Source organism: Natrialba swarupiae (genome assembly GCF_008245225.1).
GTDB lineage: Archaea > Halobacteriota > Halobacteria > Halobacteriales > Natrialbaceae > Natrarchaeobius > Natrarchaeobius swarupiae.
Genome location: NZ_VTAW01000012.1, coordinates 26,045 through 41,313 on the forward strand (window position 1 = coordinate 26,045; position 15,269 = coordinate 41,313).

Annotated in this window: 14 protein-coding genes; 7 read left to right on the plus strand and 7 right to left on the minus strand. The window is 62.7% G+C overall.

The window, feature by feature from the left end:
• Positions 1 to 235: 235 nt before the first annotated feature.
• Positions 236 to 1,069, plus strand: coding sequence for a hypothetical protein (locus tag FYC77_RS10675; RefSeq protein ID WP_149081493.1), 834 nt, complete (start codon positions 236 to 238; stop codon positions 1,067 to 1,069).
• A gap of 113 nt (positions 1,070 to 1,182) precedes the next feature.
• On the opposite strand, the gene FYC77_RS10680 is transcribed toward FYC77_RS10675, so the two are convergent.
• From FYC77_RS10680 to FYC77_RS10695, 4 genes are all read right to left on the minus strand, one after another.
• Positions 1,183 to 3,018, minus strand: coding sequence for a ribosome biogenesis/translation initiation ATPase RLI (locus FYC77_RS10680; RefSeq protein WP_149081494.1), 1,836 nt, complete (start codon positions 3,016 to 3,018; stop codon positions 1,183 to 1,185).
• A 2-nt stretch (positions 3,019 to 3,020) separates the two neighbouring features.
• Positions 3,021 to 3,344, minus strand: a complete 324-nt coding sequence (locus FYC77_RS10685; protein ID WP_149081495.1) for an EMC6-like membrane protein — start codon at positions 3,342 to 3,344, stop codon at positions 3,021 to 3,023.
• Between the two features lie 100 nt (positions 3,345 to 3,444).
• Entirely contained in the window at positions 3,445 to 4,848 is a 1,404-nt protein-coding gene (locus FYC77_RS10690) for a polymer-forming cytoskeletal protein (protein ID WP_149081496.1), read from the minus strand.
• 7 nt (positions 4,849 to 4,855) lie between these two features.
• Positions 4,856 to 5,380 (minus strand): DUF7344 domain-containing protein, encoded by a 525-nt coding sequence (locus FYC77_RS10695; protein WP_149081497.1) that lies wholly within the window; start codon positions 5,378 to 5,380, stop codon positions 4,856 to 4,858.
• A 353-nt stretch (positions 5,381 to 5,733) separates the two neighbouring features.
• Between FYC77_RS10695 and FYC77_RS10700 the strand changes: the two genes are divergently transcribed.
• The 6 genes from FYC77_RS10700 to FYC77_RS10725 all read left to right on the plus strand — a co-directional run bounded on the left by FYC77_RS10700 (position 5,734) and on the right by FYC77_RS10725 (position 10,900).
• Complete coding sequence (locus tag FYC77_RS10700; RefSeq protein WP_149081498.1) at positions 5,734 to 6,231, plus strand: hypothetical protein; 498 nt, start codon at positions 5,734 to 5,736, stop codon at positions 6,229 to 6,231.
• 89 nt (positions 6,232 to 6,320) lie between these two features.
• Positions 6,321 to 7,241 (plus strand): CARDB domain-containing protein, encoded by a 921-nt coding sequence (locus FYC77_RS10705; protein ID WP_149081499.1) that lies wholly within the window; start codon positions 6,321 to 6,323, stop codon positions 7,239 to 7,241.
• A 158-nt stretch (positions 7,242 to 7,399) separates the two neighbouring features.
• A complete protein-coding gene (locus FYC77_RS10710; RefSeq protein ID WP_149081573.1) occupies positions 7,400 to 8,569 on the plus strand; it encodes a signal peptidase I in 1,170 nt (389 codons plus the stop codon).
• Between the two features lie 134 nt (positions 8,570 to 8,703).
• Entirely contained in the window at positions 8,704 to 9,882 is a 1,179-nt protein-coding gene (locus tag FYC77_RS10715) for a DUF5305 domain-containing protein (RefSeq protein WP_149081500.1), read from the plus strand.
• Positions 9,883 to 10,091: 209 nt separating this feature from the next.
• A complete protein-coding gene (locus tag FYC77_RS10720; protein ID WP_149081501.1) occupies positions 10,092 to 10,385 on the plus strand; it encodes a MarR family transcriptional regulator in 294 nt (97 codons plus the stop codon).
• A 98-nt stretch (positions 10,386 to 10,483) separates the two neighbouring features.
• Positions 10,484 to 10,900: a hypothetical protein gene (locus FYC77_RS10725; RefSeq protein ID WP_149081502.1), complete on the plus strand. Its 417-nt coding sequence runs from the start codon at positions 10,484 to 10,486 to the stop codon at positions 10,898 to 10,900.
• Between the two features lie 163 nt (positions 10,901 to 11,063).
• Here the strand turns inward: FYC77_RS10725 and FYC77_RS10730 are convergent, their stop codons facing one another.
• The 3 genes from FYC77_RS10730 to FYC77_RS10740 form a co-directional block, all read right to left on the minus strand.
• On the minus strand, positions 11,064 to 11,966 hold the full coding sequence (locus FYC77_RS10730) for an NAD+ synthase (protein ID WP_149081503.1): 903 nt from the start codon (positions 11,964 to 11,966) through the stop codon (positions 11,064 to 11,066).
• 354 nt (positions 11,967 to 12,320) lie between these two features.
• Positions 12,321 to 14,198 (minus strand): PINc/VapC family ATPase, encoded by a 1,878-nt coding sequence (locus FYC77_RS10735; RefSeq protein WP_149081504.1) that lies wholly within the window; start codon positions 14,196 to 14,198, stop codon positions 12,321 to 12,323.
• Between the two features lie 104 nt (positions 14,199 to 14,302).
• On the minus strand, positions 14,303 to 15,082 hold the full coding sequence (locus FYC77_RS10740) for a helix-turn-helix transcriptional regulator (protein ID WP_149081505.1): 780 nt from the start codon (positions 15,080 to 15,082) through the stop codon (positions 14,303 to 14,305).
• Positions 15,083 to 15,269: the final 187 nt, after the last annotated feature.

The following is a 15,269-nucleotide window of genomic DNA, read 5'->3' on the forward strand; positions in this document are numbered from 1 at the left end:
CAGCAATCCGTATCACACGTCCTAACCGTTCCCGATCGAACATGCGAAGAGTACGGTGACGGATCGTCAGCCGCCGTTCGCGCTGCTCCCGTCCGTCTGGGGCCAGCAACGAATCGGTCGCACGTCGTGACGATCACGCTGTCGGAAGAACAACACCTTACTGTGAGCGACGCCTACCGGTAGCTATCCGAGGAGCCGATCGAGAGGATCGACCGGGCGACCCGAACGGCGAACCATGACTGATACCGACGACGAGATCGAAATCGAGATCGAACGCGACGAGTACGTCGAGCGCGCCGCATCCGACGGGCACGGCGGAGAGAGCGAGCCGTCCCACGAGTACGCCAGCAACGACGAGTATCGCGGAAACGGTGAACGCACCGAGAGCGACGACCGTGACGGATACGACCACGGCAACGGGTTCGACTCGCCCACCCGGGAACTCGAGGAGGAACTGGGCCGGATCGACCTCGAGACGACGCCGGAGGGGTACGTCGAGGGGAGAGTCAGCGCCCTCGAGTCGCTCGACGAGACGCGAGTTCGCCTCGAAGTCACGTTACCCCACGGCGAGGTCCTGGAGTTCGTCCTCGAGAAACCGATTCCCTGGTCCGAGGAGTTCCTCCTGGCTCGCATCGTCGAGGACGTCGGCTACGACGCGACCTCGATTAGCCACATCGTCGGCGAGGGGATTCCCCTGGTGCGGACCGATGCGGGGGCGAACGCGGAAGACGACGCCCCCGACTGGAAGACGACGACGGTCCACGCGGTCGGCGACGTGATTCTTTCCTCGCTGGGCGGCCGATATCAGCTCGAGGAACGCCGGAGCCCGGAGTGGCGGCTAGTCGATCCGCTCGAGCGTCGAGCGCACGAGGACGATGGGGGAGGCCGCGATATCGCCAAGGGTTTGGGGACCCTGTTGATTCTGCTGGCCCCGATCGCGGCGGCGGTCGGTGCCATCGTCGCAACGACCGGCGGCATCACGATTTCGATTCCGATCATCGTGACGGTACTCACAGCGCTGGTGCTCGCGCTGTTTGGCTTTTCGTTCGTCGCTGGGAGCAGACGGTAACAGCCCGCAGTGACGGGTCCGGACGGAGAACTCATACGGATTGCTGTACCAATGTGCCGGCGAACCCGCAGACGGGTCGCGGGTTCGGCGGTACCGACTGACAGTAAACCGTATCAGGGCGCGTAGTAGTACTCGCCCTCGCTCTTTTGCTGTTTGTCGAGTTGCGAGTCGGGTTTGTTGATCCGCGGTCGGGAGGTGCGCTCGTCCCGGCGGAACGTCACCTCGAGGTTCGCGAGGAACTCGTTCATGCCCTCGCGCATCGACTGTGGCGTGCCAGCCCGGCCGTGGACGGCGGGTTCGCCGTCGAAGACCATCAACCGGTCGGCGAGCAGGTCGATCATGTAGATGTCGTGGTCGATGACCAGAACCGTCGCATCCTGCTGTTCGGCGTACCGACGGATGGCGCTCGTCGCCTGCACCCGCTGTTCGACGTCGAGGTGGGCGGAGGGTTCGTCGAGCAAGTAGAGATCGGCGGAGTCGGAGAGGCAGGCCGCAATGGCGACCCGCTGGCGTTCGCCGCCGGAGAGATCCGAGAGGTTCTGCTCCATGATGCGCTCGAGTTGGAGCGGTTGGGCGATCTCGGTGTTCCAGTACGACGAACCGAACTGGTCGGTGATCGACGAGAGGAAGGCGTCGACCCGCATATGCTGGTCGATGGTGACGTACTGGGGTTTGTACGAAATCTCGAGATCGAGATCCAGGTCGGCTCCGTCGGCCGAGCCGGCGACGCTGTCCGGCTCTACATTTCCGGTCAGCAGTTTCGCGAACGTCGACTTCCCGATCCCGTTGGGGCCGACGATCCCCAGCACTTCGTTCTGACGGATCTCGCCGCCCTCGACGTCGAGACTGAACTCGCCGTCGCCGTAGCTCTTTTCGAGGTCGGGGTACTCGACGAGCGTGTCGCCGCGGACGCTCGAGCGAGGGGCGTGTTCTTCGAACTCGATTGGATCGGGGCGGATCCGCATGTTCTCGTTGTCGAGGTAGCCTGCCAGATACTCGTTGATCCCGTTGCGTACGGACTTCGGCGACGTGACGACACCGTAGGCGCCCGGTTCACCGTAGGCGACGTGAAGGGTATCGGCGAGCAGGTCCAGGATCGCGAGGTCGTGTTCGACGACGAGCATCGATCGGTCTTCCTCCTCGGCGAGTTCGCGGATCAGCCGCGCCGCGGTGACGCGCTGGCCGATGTCGAGGTACGGCGTGACCTCGTCGAGGAAGTAGAAGTCGGTGTCTCGAGCCAGCGTGGCGGCGATTGCCACGCGCTGGAGTTCGCCGCCGGAGAGGTCGTCGATCGACTGCTCCATGACGGGGCCGATCGAGAGCCGTTCGACGAGGTGGTCCAAGGCGTCCCGTTCGTCCGTTTTCTCGAGCAGTTCTCGCGTGTTGCCGTCGAAGCTGTTGGGGATCTGGTCGACGTACTGGGGCTTGCGGGCGACGGTCACCTCGCCGTCGCGAACGTCCGCGATGTAGTCCTGGAGTTCCGTGCCGCGGTAGGCCTCGAGTACGTCGTCCCAGTCGACGTCCTCGTCGTGGCGGCCGAGGTTTGGCTCGAGTTCGCCGGCGAGGATGTGGACGGCGGTCGTTTTCCCGATGCCGTTCGGTCCGAGGATACCCGTCACCTGTCCTTCCTGTGGGGCGGGCAGGCCGTACAGCGAGAATGCGTTCTCGCCGTAGCGGTGGGCTGGGTCGTCCTGGAGTTCCTTGGGCAGGTTGATGATCTCGATGGCGTCGAAGGGGCACTTCTCGACGCAGATCCCACAGGTTTCGCCGAGACAGATCTCTTCGGAGATGTGGATCTGTTCGGGTTGACCCTCGTCGGCGTCCTCGCCCCGGAGGGTGATACACTCCTTGCCGGTCCGATTGGGTGGACAGTAGTTCTTACACTCGTAGCTACACCGGTCGGGCTGGCACCGGTCCAGATCCACGACGGCGATACTGTCGTCGGCCATCGTTAGACGGCGGCCTCCGCGGTGAGTAAGATCCCCCACACCACGAACCAGAACGAGAACGTCATGAACGTGATGAACAGGTAGTGTTTGATCCCGAACTCGTCGTCGCCGTAGATGCTCGTGAAGTCGAAGAGCACGAACTGGACGAGGATCGCGCCGACGACGAGCATCAACGCCCGCGTGTCGGTCGCCGCCTCCGCCGGCGCAAGATCGCCGGTGAGGGCAGCAGAGCCGAGTGCTGCCCCGACGCCGAGCAGCGCCGACAGCGCGGTCACGCTGATCGAGCGTATGTGCTCGCGCCGATCGCTGATCGATTCGGTCGACATGAATCGAACTCAGTCGTCAGCAGTGAAAAGGAGTTCGCATTGACGGGATAGCTGAGCGATGCTGACTGGACAGCCAATCTCGAAACGACTAGCCAGCTGATCAGCGATTATCCTCGATCGTTCCACCAGCGGTGTAACTTCCCTCGATGGTTGTTCCCCACTCGATGACAAGATCTCCGTCGGTATGGAGATCTCCCTCGATTGCGGCCTGATCGAGGGTCGTATCACCTTCCGCGAGTACGTCTCCATGGATAGTGGCCCCCTCGACGGTCACGTCGCCGCCAGCAATAACGTCCCCGTCAATAATCGAGTCCCATCCGACGGTGAGGTCGCCTCCGGCGCTTACGTCTCCTTCGACGGTGTTTCCACCGTCCAATGAAACGTCTTCTCCGGCATCGATATCCCCGGCAACCTCGCTTGAGTCCGCCAGTGAGACGCCACCGTCTGTTTCGATACTCCCGCCGACGACTGTCGATCCACCGACGGAAACGTCTTCTCCGGCGTCGATATCCCCGTCGATGGAACTCGAGTCGCCGGTAATAACAGCACCATCCGCCTCGATGTCACCGGCGACCTCACTCGAGTCACTGAGGTAGACGTCTCCCCCGGCCACGATATCGCCGTCTACGGTTCCGTCCCAGCCAACTGTTACGTCATCCGCGGCCTCGATGTCGCCGTTGATCGAACTCGACTCACTGGTGGATACGGACCCATCACTCGAGACGTCACCGTCGATCGTCGAGTCCCAGCCCATCGAGACATCGTCTCCTGCCTCGACATCGCCGCCGATGGAACTCGAGTCACCGGTCGTTACCGTACCACCGGCGGTAACGTCACCGTCGACCGTCGACTGCCAGCCCGTCGTGACGTCTCCATCGGTCTCGATATCCCCGCCGTATGTATCTTCGTCATCAACGTGGACGTCCCCTTCACCGTCTCCGGGCGGCCCTTCACCGTTTCCGGGCGGCCCTCCACCGTTTCCAGGTGGTCCGCCACCGTTTCCAGGTGGTCCGCCACCGTTTCCAGGGGGTCCGCCACCATCCGGGTTACAGTTGTACGTTACCGTACTGGACGTGTGGACGTCCGCTATCGTCGTCTTGTCGGCGACTGCTTGTTCGATGGTGACGTCTATACTGACGATCTCATTCTGTGGATTTCCAGGTCCGGAACAGGAGACCACGATCGGTTCTGAACCCCCGGTTTCGATCGAGGACGGTGTCTCGACCGTCAGATCGTTGCCGGCTCCGTCGACAGTGATCTCGAGTGTATGTATGTCTGAGGGGAGATTATTTTGAAGCGTTACAATCTCAGCCTCGTCAGAATCTCCGTCGATACTGCCGTCCGAAGACGAGACACCGAGGGCGGCATTTTCGTCTGCAGCGGTACTCAGGTGAACGCCGCGATCCGCTGCAATCGAGGAGAAGCCGTATACCGGCCCGGCCAGTACCAGCGCTCCGACGACGAGGAAAACGAGACCGAGCTTGGTTGTGGCTCCAAAGTACATGTTCCTATTACGGTGGCCGCTCCATTTCGCCGAGTCGCATCCGTCGGCTCTGGACGGCGTGAACGATCGCCGAGGCGACGAACAGCCCGACGACGGCGGTCGCCCAGCCGAGCTCGGGGATCGTCTCCGTCGGGACGACCTCGAGCCACAGTCCCGCCATCACGGCCGAAGCCACGACGGCGAGTCCGAGGTAGTACGTCCCCCACGGAATCGAGTCGCCGGGAACGACGTCGAGGTAGACGTCGAGTTCGTTCGCCTTCTCGGTGAGTTCGATCGTTCGATCGTCGAACTCGACCATCTCGGCTTCGGCGAGCGTCGGCAGGTGCGTCTGCTGGAGCGACGTGTACACCCGCTTTCGCTCCGCGGAGGTCAACTCTTCGACCTCCTTGTCGAGTTCCCAGGCGGCGACGTGCTCCGCGAGGTCGCCGAGTTCGACGGGTTCGCCTTCCCGCTTGCAGTAGTGGATGGCGTACCGCCGTCGGTGATTACTCAACAGGTCAAAGATTTGCCCCCGATTCGAGCGTTCCCCCATACGAACTGAGATACGTGTTTCATTCCGAATGTAACCGTCGCCGACAGATAAACTCATCGGCCAGCTGATATATTGTTATGTGGCTGTCAGATGATGGGTGGAAAAAACGGCTGATCGATCCGGCTCGAGTCGGAACTGCAGAACAGCCGGTTTCGGGGGCGCATCGCAGGTGTTCTCGCTCCGTGAATCGACCCAACCACCGGTTCAAACCTGGCTTGAACGACGGTATCGGCGATCTTGCGCCCGTTCTGGCTACTCAATACAAAGTGGGTGGCGTTCCTCCACTCGAGTAAGAACCGCGCCGGGTAACGGCGAACTACGGTTGCCAGCGCGGTCGTACGAGGACACTACCAATGAGAATGAACAGACGCAACGTGTTGATCGGACTCGGAACCATCGTCGCCGGCGGCGGCGCAGCGCTCGGAACGGGTGCGTTCAGTACAGTGGAAGCGGACCGAACGGTCGATCTGAGCACCACGGGCGACGGCAGCGCGCTGTTGGCGCTCGATGACGGCGGTTCCGAGTTGGTTACCGTTACCGACGACGGTGACGGACAACTCGAACTCTCCTCGGAGTCGCTCAACCAGAACGCGCTCACGCGAGCCGACGGCGCGATCGAAGTGACGAACAACGGGGAAAACGACGTCGGGTTCTCCGTTCGAGACGATAGCTTCGACGTCCTCGATTTCGAGGTTAGCGAGGGCTCGATCGTCGGCGATCCGGAGGACCTGGACGCCGACGATACCGTTTCAGTCGATCTGGTCATCGATCTGACTGACGACGAACTCGACGACGACATCGCGGACGAGATCACGTTCGTCGCCGACGTCGACGATCACTCCACCGCCTGATTTCGGTCACGCGGACAACATTTCGTCACCGCTCTTCACGACGAGGGTCGACCCCTGTCTACAAACCGACACCTCGTCGAGTTCCCCAGATGCCGTCATCCAATACGCTACTCGTTACGACCGTCGTCTGCCTGCTCGTGGCGCTCGTCGTCCCGACAGCGGCGGTCAGCGTCGGCGAGGAGACGGCATCGGATGGCGTCGTCCTCGAGCCGACGAGCGCTCACGCCACGATCGACGACGGCGAACTCCGTCTCGATCTCGAGGCGCTCAACAGTCGGGCGACGACGGACGTCGACGGCGTCTTTGCGATCGAGATCCGCGACGATGCGGTCGATCGAGTCTGGGTCGAGAGCGCAGTCGATGGCGTCGCCTTCTACGACAGTGACGACAGAACGACCATCGACGAGTCGACCCCGCTCGAGTTCGACGGCGGAGGATCCGCGACCGTCGGCGTCTCGATAGACACGCGCGTGGCCCAGGAGGGGACCGAGACCTTCACGATCGTCGTCGCGTACGAGGAAGAAGACGCCGACGACGACGAAAGCACTACCGGTGGGGCCGGCGGTGCGGGCGGACCTGTCGACGACCCGATCGACGAACTCGACGAGGAGCCGGTCGCAGCGATCGAGCAAACTGCACTCGAGGCGTCGCCGACGACGCTCGAGCCGGGGGAGACGGTGACCGTGAACGCGACCTACGAGAACGTCGGCAACGAATCGGGCGAACACACGGTCGAGTTCGTGGCCGACGGGGCACTCGTCGCGACGGAGCCGCTCGAACTCGAACCGGGGGAGGCGGAAACGGTCACGTTCGAGTGGACGCCCGACGAGCCGGGCACCTACGAACTCGCGGTCGACGACGTTTCGGCCGGATCGGTCGAGGTTCAGGAGCCGGCGCCGCTTTCGATCGAGAACCGGGAACTTCCGACGTCCGTGACGGCGGCGCTCGCCCCGCCGCTCGCGATCGGGCTCTCGCTCGCGTTGGTCCGTATGAAACGCCAATGGGAGTAGCATGAACCGCCGATGGCTGTAAGCCATCTTGCTGTGGGACGGCCGGCCGCGAGCGGATCGACTCGTTCGGCAGGTCCTTCTCCGGGCTTTATGTGCCTGTGTTTGTATCGACTATCCACGACACGGGTGACGACCATGACGGCGTTCCGGGGGTGGCGATGACGGCTCGAGCGTTTCTCGAGCGCGGGGTGACAGTCGTCATCGCACTGATCGTCGTCGCCCTCCTCGTCGGCCAGCTTCTGGGACAGCCGATCTTGCTCGGCTACGTCGCGACCGGGAGCATGGAGCCGACGATGTCCGCCGGCGACGGGTTCGTCGCGATTCCGAGCGTGGTCTCCGGCGAGGTCGAGGAAGGGGACGTCGTCGTCTACGACGCGAGGGAACTCCACGACGGCGGGCTGACGACCCATCGCGTCGTCGAGGTGACCGACGAGGGGTACGTGACCGCCGGGGATGCGAACCCGTTTACCGATCAGGACGGACCCGAGCCGCTGGTCTCGGACGGACAGATCGTCGCGACGGCCTGGCAGCCGGGCGGCGAGGTCGTCACGATTCCCCACCTCGGAACGGTCGTCATGGGCATCCAGGCGATCGCGACGACGACCATCGACGCCGTCTCCGGCGTGTTCGGCCTGACGACGGCCGCCGACTCCGACGGCGTCGGCGCGTTGCTGGTCGGCGTCGGCGTCGCGTTGCTCGGCTTCGGGTTCTTGCTCGAGGGGTTCGGCCCCAGCCGCCGGGAGACGTCCAGACGCCGCAAGCGTGAGAACGTGATCGGGTTCTGGGTCGCTGTCGGCCTCGTGTTGCTCGTCCTCACGACGTTTGCGACCGCGGCGATGGTGATCCCGACCGGAACGACCGAGTACGGCATCGTAAGCACCGAGTCGCCGACCGACGATCCGCAGGTGATCGCACCCGGCGAGACGAGCGATCTCACGCGGACGTCCGACAACGCGGGGTACGTCCCGGTCGTCACCGTCTACGAAGCCGAGAGCGCCGGCGTCGACATCGACCCCGGCTGGCAGACGGTCGGCATCCGCTCGAGCGCGGAGACGACGGTCTCACTCACCGCACCGGAGTCGACCGGCGAGTACACCCGACACGTGGGTGAGTATCGATACCTCGCCGTTCTCCCGCCGTCGATACTCGTGTTCCTCCACGGCGTCCATCCGCTTCTCGCGATCGCGGCCGTCAACGGCGTCGTGGTCGGAGCCGCCGTCGTCGTGATGATCGCGCTGTTCGGCACCGGCGATTTCCGTCTGCGAAACGCTGGCGCTGACGTCCCGTTGAGGACCAGACTCGAACGAAAGCTCCGCAAGTGGCGGTGAGAGACATTCCGAACCAGTATCGTTATACTGTTCGATTCCTTGCACCAACACATACATCGTTTCGCCGACCTGTCGATTTCGAGATCCGACCTGCGACCTGACTCGGAGAGTCGGCAATCCTGGGGGTGGTAGCTGTGATCGATAATCCGCGTTTCGACCTGTTGCTCGCCAAACACGGGCGGTCGGTAGCGATCGCACTCGTCGTGGTTGGGATCGTCGCGTTCGTCGCCACGGGGTGGGTCGTCGCCAACCCGGAGACCCAGACTGTCTCTCAGGTCGCCGAGGAGGAGGCCGTAACCGACGTCCAAACGAGTTCCTCCGTCGTCGACGGCGGCAGCCTCTGGGAGGAGGGTGACGAACTCGCTGACAACCCCGTGTACGTGATGAACGCCTCGCCGGAACTGAGGATCACTCCCGAGACGAGACTGGCGAACCGAACTGCCAACACACCGATCGACGACGCCGAAGTCACGCACCGACTGTTCTTCGAGTTCGAGGCGAGTCGCAACGACGAGGCGTTCTGGAACGAAACTCGCGAGGAGCTCCACGCCTCGCCCGACGTCGAGGATGGGATCGCGAGGTCGCAGACGACGATCGACGTCGAGTCCTATCTCGAGCGTCAACAGGCTCTCGAAGAGGAGATCGGAACCGTCGGATCGATCACGCTTCGAGTGATCCTCGTGGCGGAGTACGATACCGACACCCTGGCTGGCACGCATACGGACTCGACGACGCTCGTGCTCACCGACGAGGCCTACTGGCTCGAGGAGTCGATTTCGGACGACGACTCGGCGACGCACACGATCGGGACCCAGGAGGTTTCGGAGCCACGGAGCCCAGCACTCATCGCCGCGCTCTCGCTGCTCGGAACGCTCTCACTCGTCGGCTGTGTCCTCGTGGTTCGGCGCACGCCGGTCGACGTCGAGGCCGCCAGACGCGCGGTCCACGAACGCCGATACGCCGAGTGGATCTCGCGTGGTTCGATCCCGATGTGGGTCGGCGATCACCACATCGGACTCGACAGCCTCGAGGACGTCGTCGACGTGGCGATCGACACGAACCAGCGCGTCGTCCACGACCGACAGCGGGGACTGTTCGCGGTCGTCAACGGATCGGTCGTCTACTACTACAGCGAACGAGGGGTGTGGGAACAGACGACCTGGCCGGCGATGAATCTGGCCGCTGATAAATCGGCTGTCGTTCCGGATCAGGTCCCACCCGTGAGCGAGCTCTCGGAGTTCGACGGCAGCGACGAGTTCGGTGGCGGTGACGAGCCTAATTTCGACGACGAAGACGTCTGGGAACAGCTGTAGGTGCCTCTTCGGTGGCGGTCGTTCGATCGCGCTTTCGCATTCGAGAGCCAAACAATCCCCCAGATTTTGACTGACTGGTCAACCAATCGAATACCCACTCGAGAATCTCTCTGGAGGATATTTACTATGAAATACGTATCGAATAAATACCATTCCGGAGATCAGTGAGGCTCAACTTTTATACTGCTGGGGGCTTTTCGATTCGTAATATGGGAGAGACCGACGGGGAGGAAATCGAAGACTTGCCACCGAGCGCGAAACTCGTCTTCAAGGTTCTCGAGTACGACGGCCCGCTAACTCAGAAACAGATCGTCGAGGAGTCGATGCTTTCGGCCCGGACGGTCCGATACGCCCTCGAGCGCCTCGAAGAGATCGGGATTGTCGACGAGGATATCTACTTTGCCGACGCCAGACAGAGTCTCTATCGGCTCCAGGAACCGGTCGCAGCGGATGGAAGCGGCGTCGAGGAGTGTGCGAAAAAGGACGCCTGCTGTGCGGAGTAACTGACCGACCGATTCGATACTGGAGGGCGGCCAGTTCGTCGAGTCGAGAGGCAACCGGGAACGGCAGGATTATTTCGCCACAGTGACCGTCTCCACCTATGGATAAAGATCGGTTACCGCGTTGGGGGTGGATGTTGGTCGCACTGTTTTCGGTAACGATCCTCGCAAACATGCTCAACGTTGTCGTGCTCGGTCCCGCCGGGTTGGCCGAGGAGTACCACGTGGTCACCGTCATCGCGGCGATGGCACTCGTGTTGATATACGTCGGCGTCTGGTACGACGAGGAGCGACAGGAGTACTGGGAGTTTCGAACCGAGCGGATCGTCGGCGACGTGATTTTCGTCGTCGTCGGCGCGATCGTCGGATCGGGGCTCGCGATCGTCTCGATCGGCGAGTTCGGCTTCTCGCGTCTCCTTCAGGACGTCCTCGCGATGGTCTCGGGCTTTGTCGTCGCCTGGGGGCTGTTCTGGTGGCGCAATCCCGAACTGTACCGAAGCGAGGACGACGGACGCTGATAGGGAGTGTCTCGAGTTCAGCGATTTCCCGCTCGTGGATCGACATACGGTATCGTCAAACATGCAGCGATACGTTCGGTTGGCGACGATAATCCGATAAGCATGTTTCGAGCCGAATCCGACCACGGTTGACTCCTCGGCGCAATCTCGATCGAACCCACCGTTATTCGCCTCGGTGCCGTATGGGTTCGACTCGAGTCACGGCGTCCGGCGTCGGGACGCTGACTCGCTTGTGGGCTGATTCGACGAATCGGCTCGCGATCGCGTCGGCCGTCTCGCGCTCGAACCCGAGGACACGTGCGGCGTCGGTGACCTCGACGCCGTCGTCTGCAATGCGGGAGAGAAACGGGTCGATGACGTCGTAGGGTGCCCCGAGTTCGTCGGCATCGGTCTGGCCGATCCAGAACCCGGCGGTCGGGTCCTTACTGACGATCCGTTTCGGAATACCGAGACGCTTCGCGAGCGCCCGTACCTCAGTCTTGTAGAGGTCACCGATCGGATAGCTGTCGGCCGCGCCGTCGCCGTGTTTCGTGAAGTAGCCGAGCAACAGCTCCGACCGGTTCGCCGTGCCGAGGACGAGCATCGATCGACGGTTCGCCACGTAGTACGTACAGCACATCCGCATCCGGGCGATGGCGTTTCCGATCGCGTGGTTTCGTTCGTTCGGTCGATCGGTTTCCCAGACCGACTCGAGTTGCGTCGCGAACGTCTCTTCGAACGCCTCGAGCAGCGGTCGCAACTGGATCTCGTGGAACTCGATGCCCAGGCCGTCGGCGATCGTCCGAGCGTCGTCGGCGTGGCCGCGATCAGCCTTGTGACACGGCAATCCCAGCCCGATCACCCGGTCGCTTCCGAGCGCTTCGACGGCAAGCGCTGTGGTGACGGTCGAGTCGATCCCGCCGCTCATCCCGACGACGACGCCCGTCGCGTTCGTCTCCTCGACGGTCGATTGGACGTCCGCGACGATCCGTGAACGAACGCGCTCGAGTCTCTTTCCGTCGGTCACGAATCGGCTGCGTCCATCTTCGACACCACGATAGACAATCGTCTCGCTATTGGCACTCATTTCGCCCAAACACTGTGTGTTTCACACACTATACGAACAGATATCTCGTATAAATCGGTTATCCTTAAACAGCTAGTAGTCGAGGTGTGAGTCTCAGTCACGTTCTCGATTCTTCCGGATCGGTCACGTGCGGACCGGTTTCCACTCGGGTTCGCGTCGCTCACCCTCGCACAACAATCTGCACCAAAAAACCGCTCGTTCGCTTCGTTCACTCCCGGGCGACGATCACGACGGAACGACCGTTATCGGGTCTTCGCGATGCACCTTTTTCCACTCGGGTTCGCGTCGCTCACCCTCGTGCAAAAATCTGCACCAAAAAACCGCTCGTTCGCTTCGCTCACTCCCGGGCGACGATCACGACGGAACGACCGTTATCGGGTCTTTGCGATCGATCGCCGCCTCGAGTTCGTCCGCGATCGCACTCCCGCGTGAAACCTGGATCTCGCCGCCACGGCTCACTGTCGCCGTAAAGAGGTACTCGCCGCCGGCCTGAATCTCGACGGTCTCGCCGTGGTTGCCGTCGACGGGAACGACGATATGTCTCGAGGTGATCTCCGGGGTGACCATCTGGCCAGCCTGTCCCCCGCTGCTCGCGCCGCCGTCGGCGGTCGTTCCGCCGCCCCCGCCACCGGAACCGTAGTGGGGGTTCTCGTCGTGGGTTCTGACGTCGATGTCGATTCCGAGTCTGTTCTCGATGTCGGTAATTCGGCCGCCGCCTTTGCCGATGACCGTCGAGATGTCGTCTTCCTCGACGTAGACGACGGCTTTGTCCTGGCTCTTGAGTTTGACGTCGACGTAGCCGCGTGCGACGGAGCGAATCTCGCGTTCGATCTCCTGTTTGGCGATACGATCGACGCCGCTCTCCGCTCCGGGACCGTTCTCCTCGTCGACGAGCGGAACGGTGACGACCTGGCGGTTGAACGTGTAGATCTCGTACTCCGGTTCGCCGGTCTGGAAGTCGGTAACGAGGATAACGGGTCGGGCGAGGTCTTCCTCGGTGAGCCCAGCCGGCACCTTCACCTCCGTTTTGACGTCGTACACCTTTGCGATCTCCCCGGCGTCGACGTAGACGACCGTGTCGACGACCTGCGGAATCATTCCTAGTTCGACCCGGCCGATGAGCCGCTGGAGCGCGTCGATCGGACGGGTCGCGTGAACGACGCCGATCATGCCGACGCCCGCCAGTCGCATGTCCGCGAAGACCTCGAAGTCGTCGGTCTTGCGAACCTCGTCGTAGATGGTGTAATCCGGCCGAACCATCAACAGCGCGTCCGCGGTCTTGGCCATGTCGCCGCCCAGTTCGGTGTACTGGGTGATCTCGGGGCCGACCTGCAGGTCCCGTGGCTTCTCCATCGTCTTGACCGCGTACTCGTGACCGTTGAGGTAGCGTGCGACCGCCTGGGCCAGCGTCGACTTCCCCGCACCCGGCGATCCGGAGATCAGGACACCGCGCTGGCGCTCGAGCAATCGCTCCTTGAGTTCGTCGGCGTGGTCGTACTCCTCGAGGTCGGTCTGGGCGATCGGTCGGACGGCGGTGATCTCGATCCCGTCGGAAAAGGGCGGTCGGCCGATGGCGATCCGGTAATCTCGGAACTGGACGATCTTCATCCCCGGCTCCGAGAGTTCGATGAACCCGCCGGCGGCCTCCTTTGCGCCGTCGACGACCTCACGGGCGTACTCGTCCATCGTCTCCTCGTCTATGGGTTCGTCGGCGAGTTCCTCGTAGCGCATCTCGCCGAGTTCACCCCGTTTGGCCATCGGCACTGCGTCAGTCTTGAGGTGGACGCTCATCGTCGTCTCGTCGAAGAACTCCTCGACGGCGAGCGTTCCGACGTCGCGACTCTCCGGGGAGACGTGGCGGACGTCGAGTCCTTTCGCCTCCGCGACTTCGGCTTGGACGATGTCGCTCGTCAGAAACGTGGCCTCGAGATCCTCCGCGAGGTCGCGGATGAGCGCGTCGATCTCTCCCTCGGAGGCGTGTCCGCGTTCGATCGCGTCCGGCCGCTCACCGACGTACTCGAGGTCGACGACGCCGTCGTCGGCGAGATCGGCGAGCCGTTTTAGCTCCTCGAGGCCGTCCCAGCCGGTCTCGATGCCGTCGTTTGCCTGCGCCTCGAGTTCCGCGACGACCGCTTCCGGTACCGAGATCGTCGCTCCCTCGAACTGCCCGTCTTCGATCGTCTCCGAGACGCGGCCGTCGATGACCACGCTCGTATCCGGCACGACGTTCATTGTGTCGTCCGTTGGGTACGTACGCGTAAAAGGGTGCGGGAGACGACGTGAAGGCTCACGGACGGGTGTAGGTGGTGATCGCTGCTCGACGAGAGTGCGTTCGTCTACCGGTTCTCGGCGTCCGTCGTCGCTTCGAACGACACTCGAGTCGCCCGTTCGCGATACCGTTCGTAGAGGTCCGTACACCACTCCCGAAACGCCGGATCGGTGCTCTCGATACACGCCACGAACGTCCTGTCGTCGTGTACGCCGACGAGTGCGGTCTCGTCGGTCAGCGTCAAGCCGACCTCGAGGGATTCCTCGAGGACGTACAGGGTGAAGATCGACGCCGGGATGTCGTCGCTCGGTGGCGGCGCCGTCTCGAGTGCCGACCTGGAGACGATGACCTCCGTCTCGATCCCGGCTTCGACGTGTTCGCGGTGGATCTCGACGAACAACTCGCTGAACACGGGCATGATCCCGCGGACCGACGCCGTCTCCGTCTCGGTCATCGCGTCCCGGTAGTGGATGATCGGCTCGTGCGGGTCGTTCGGTTCGGCGACCGAAATCGTGGCGTCGGCCAGAAACAACGGATCGAACGAATCGTCGACCGCCGCGAGCGTCCGGACCACTTCTTCGTGATCCTCGAGAACCGACAACCGGTCGAGAAACGTCGTTGCGGCCTTGCAAACGTGTGTGCCGACCGGCGTGAGCTCGTAGCGCCCCTCGCGCTTTCGAACCCAGCCGAGGGTAGAACAACAGTTTACGTGCCGCTGGACGGTTACGCGCGAGACCGACAGCTCGTCCGTGAGCCCTTTCGTGTCGGCGGGCTCCGATCGGAGCGCTCGAAGCAATTCGAGGCGATGTGGCGAGGAGAACAGCTGTTTCCCCCTGTCGTAACCCATTACCCCCTTCTGGCGTTCACAGTCTATTAGTCCTTCTGGGCCCGCTGTATCGGCTACCCGTCCGAACGTCGGCTGATCGAGAGCTGTCGTGGCTCATTTCCGGATTGGGAACGGTATGACAGCCCACAAACACTGTTCGTTCTCCGCCTCTTCGTTCACATGCTGAACGAACATTCACACGGTAAGG

Bases quoted from the DNA above. Each gene is read 5' to 3' on its own strand.
- FYC77_RS10710 (WP_149081573.1), top strand. From the start codon at position 7,400: ATGACGGCTCGAGCGTTTCTCGAGCGCGGGGTGACAGTCGTCATCGCA.
- FYC77_RS10725 (WP_149081502.1), top strand. From the start codon at position 10,484: ATGGATAAAGATCGGTTACCGCGTTGGGGGTGGATGTTGGTCGCACTG.
- FYC77_RS10720 (WP_149081501.1), top strand. From the start codon at position 10,092: ATGGGAGAGACCGACGGGGAGGAAATCGAAGACTTGCCACCGAGCGCG.
- FYC77_RS10675 (WP_149081493.1), top strand. From the start codon at position 236: ATGACTGATACCGACGACGAGATCGAAATCGAGATCGAACGCGACGAG.
- FYC77_RS10730 (WP_149081503.1), bottom strand. From the start codon at position 11,966: ATGAGTGCCAATAGCGAGACGATTGTCTATCGTGGTGTCGAAGATGGA.
- FYC77_RS10685 (WP_149081495.1), bottom strand. From the start codon at position 3,344: ATGTCGACCGAATCGATCAGCGATCGGCGCGAGCACATACGCTCGATC.
- FYC77_RS10690 (WP_149081496.1), bottom strand. From the start codon at position 4,848: ATGTACTTTGGAGCCACAACCAAGCTCGGTCTCGTTTTCCTCGTCGTC.
- FYC77_RS10695 (WP_149081497.1), bottom strand. From the start codon at position 5,380: ATGGGGGAACGCTCGAATCGGGGGCAAATCTTTGACCTGTTGAGTAAT.
- FYC77_RS10740 (WP_149081505.1), bottom strand. From the start codon at position 15,082: ATGGGTTACGACAGGGGGAAACAGCTGTTCTCCTCGCCACATCGCCTC.
- FYC77_RS10700 (WP_149081498.1), top strand. From the start codon at position 5,734: ATGAGAATGAACAGACGCAACGTGTTGATCGGACTCGGAACCATCGTC.
- FYC77_RS10680 (WP_149081494.1), bottom strand. From the start codon at position 3,018: ATGGCCGACGACAGTATCGCCGTCGTGGATCTGGACCGGTGCCAGCCC.
- FYC77_RS10705 (WP_149081499.1), top strand. From the start codon at position 6,321: ATGCCGTCATCCAATACGCTACTCGTTACGACCGTCGTCTGCCTGCTC.
- FYC77_RS10735 (WP_149081504.1), bottom strand. From the start codon at position 14,198: ATGAACGTCGTGCCGGATACGAGCGTGGTCATCGACGGCCGCGTCTCG.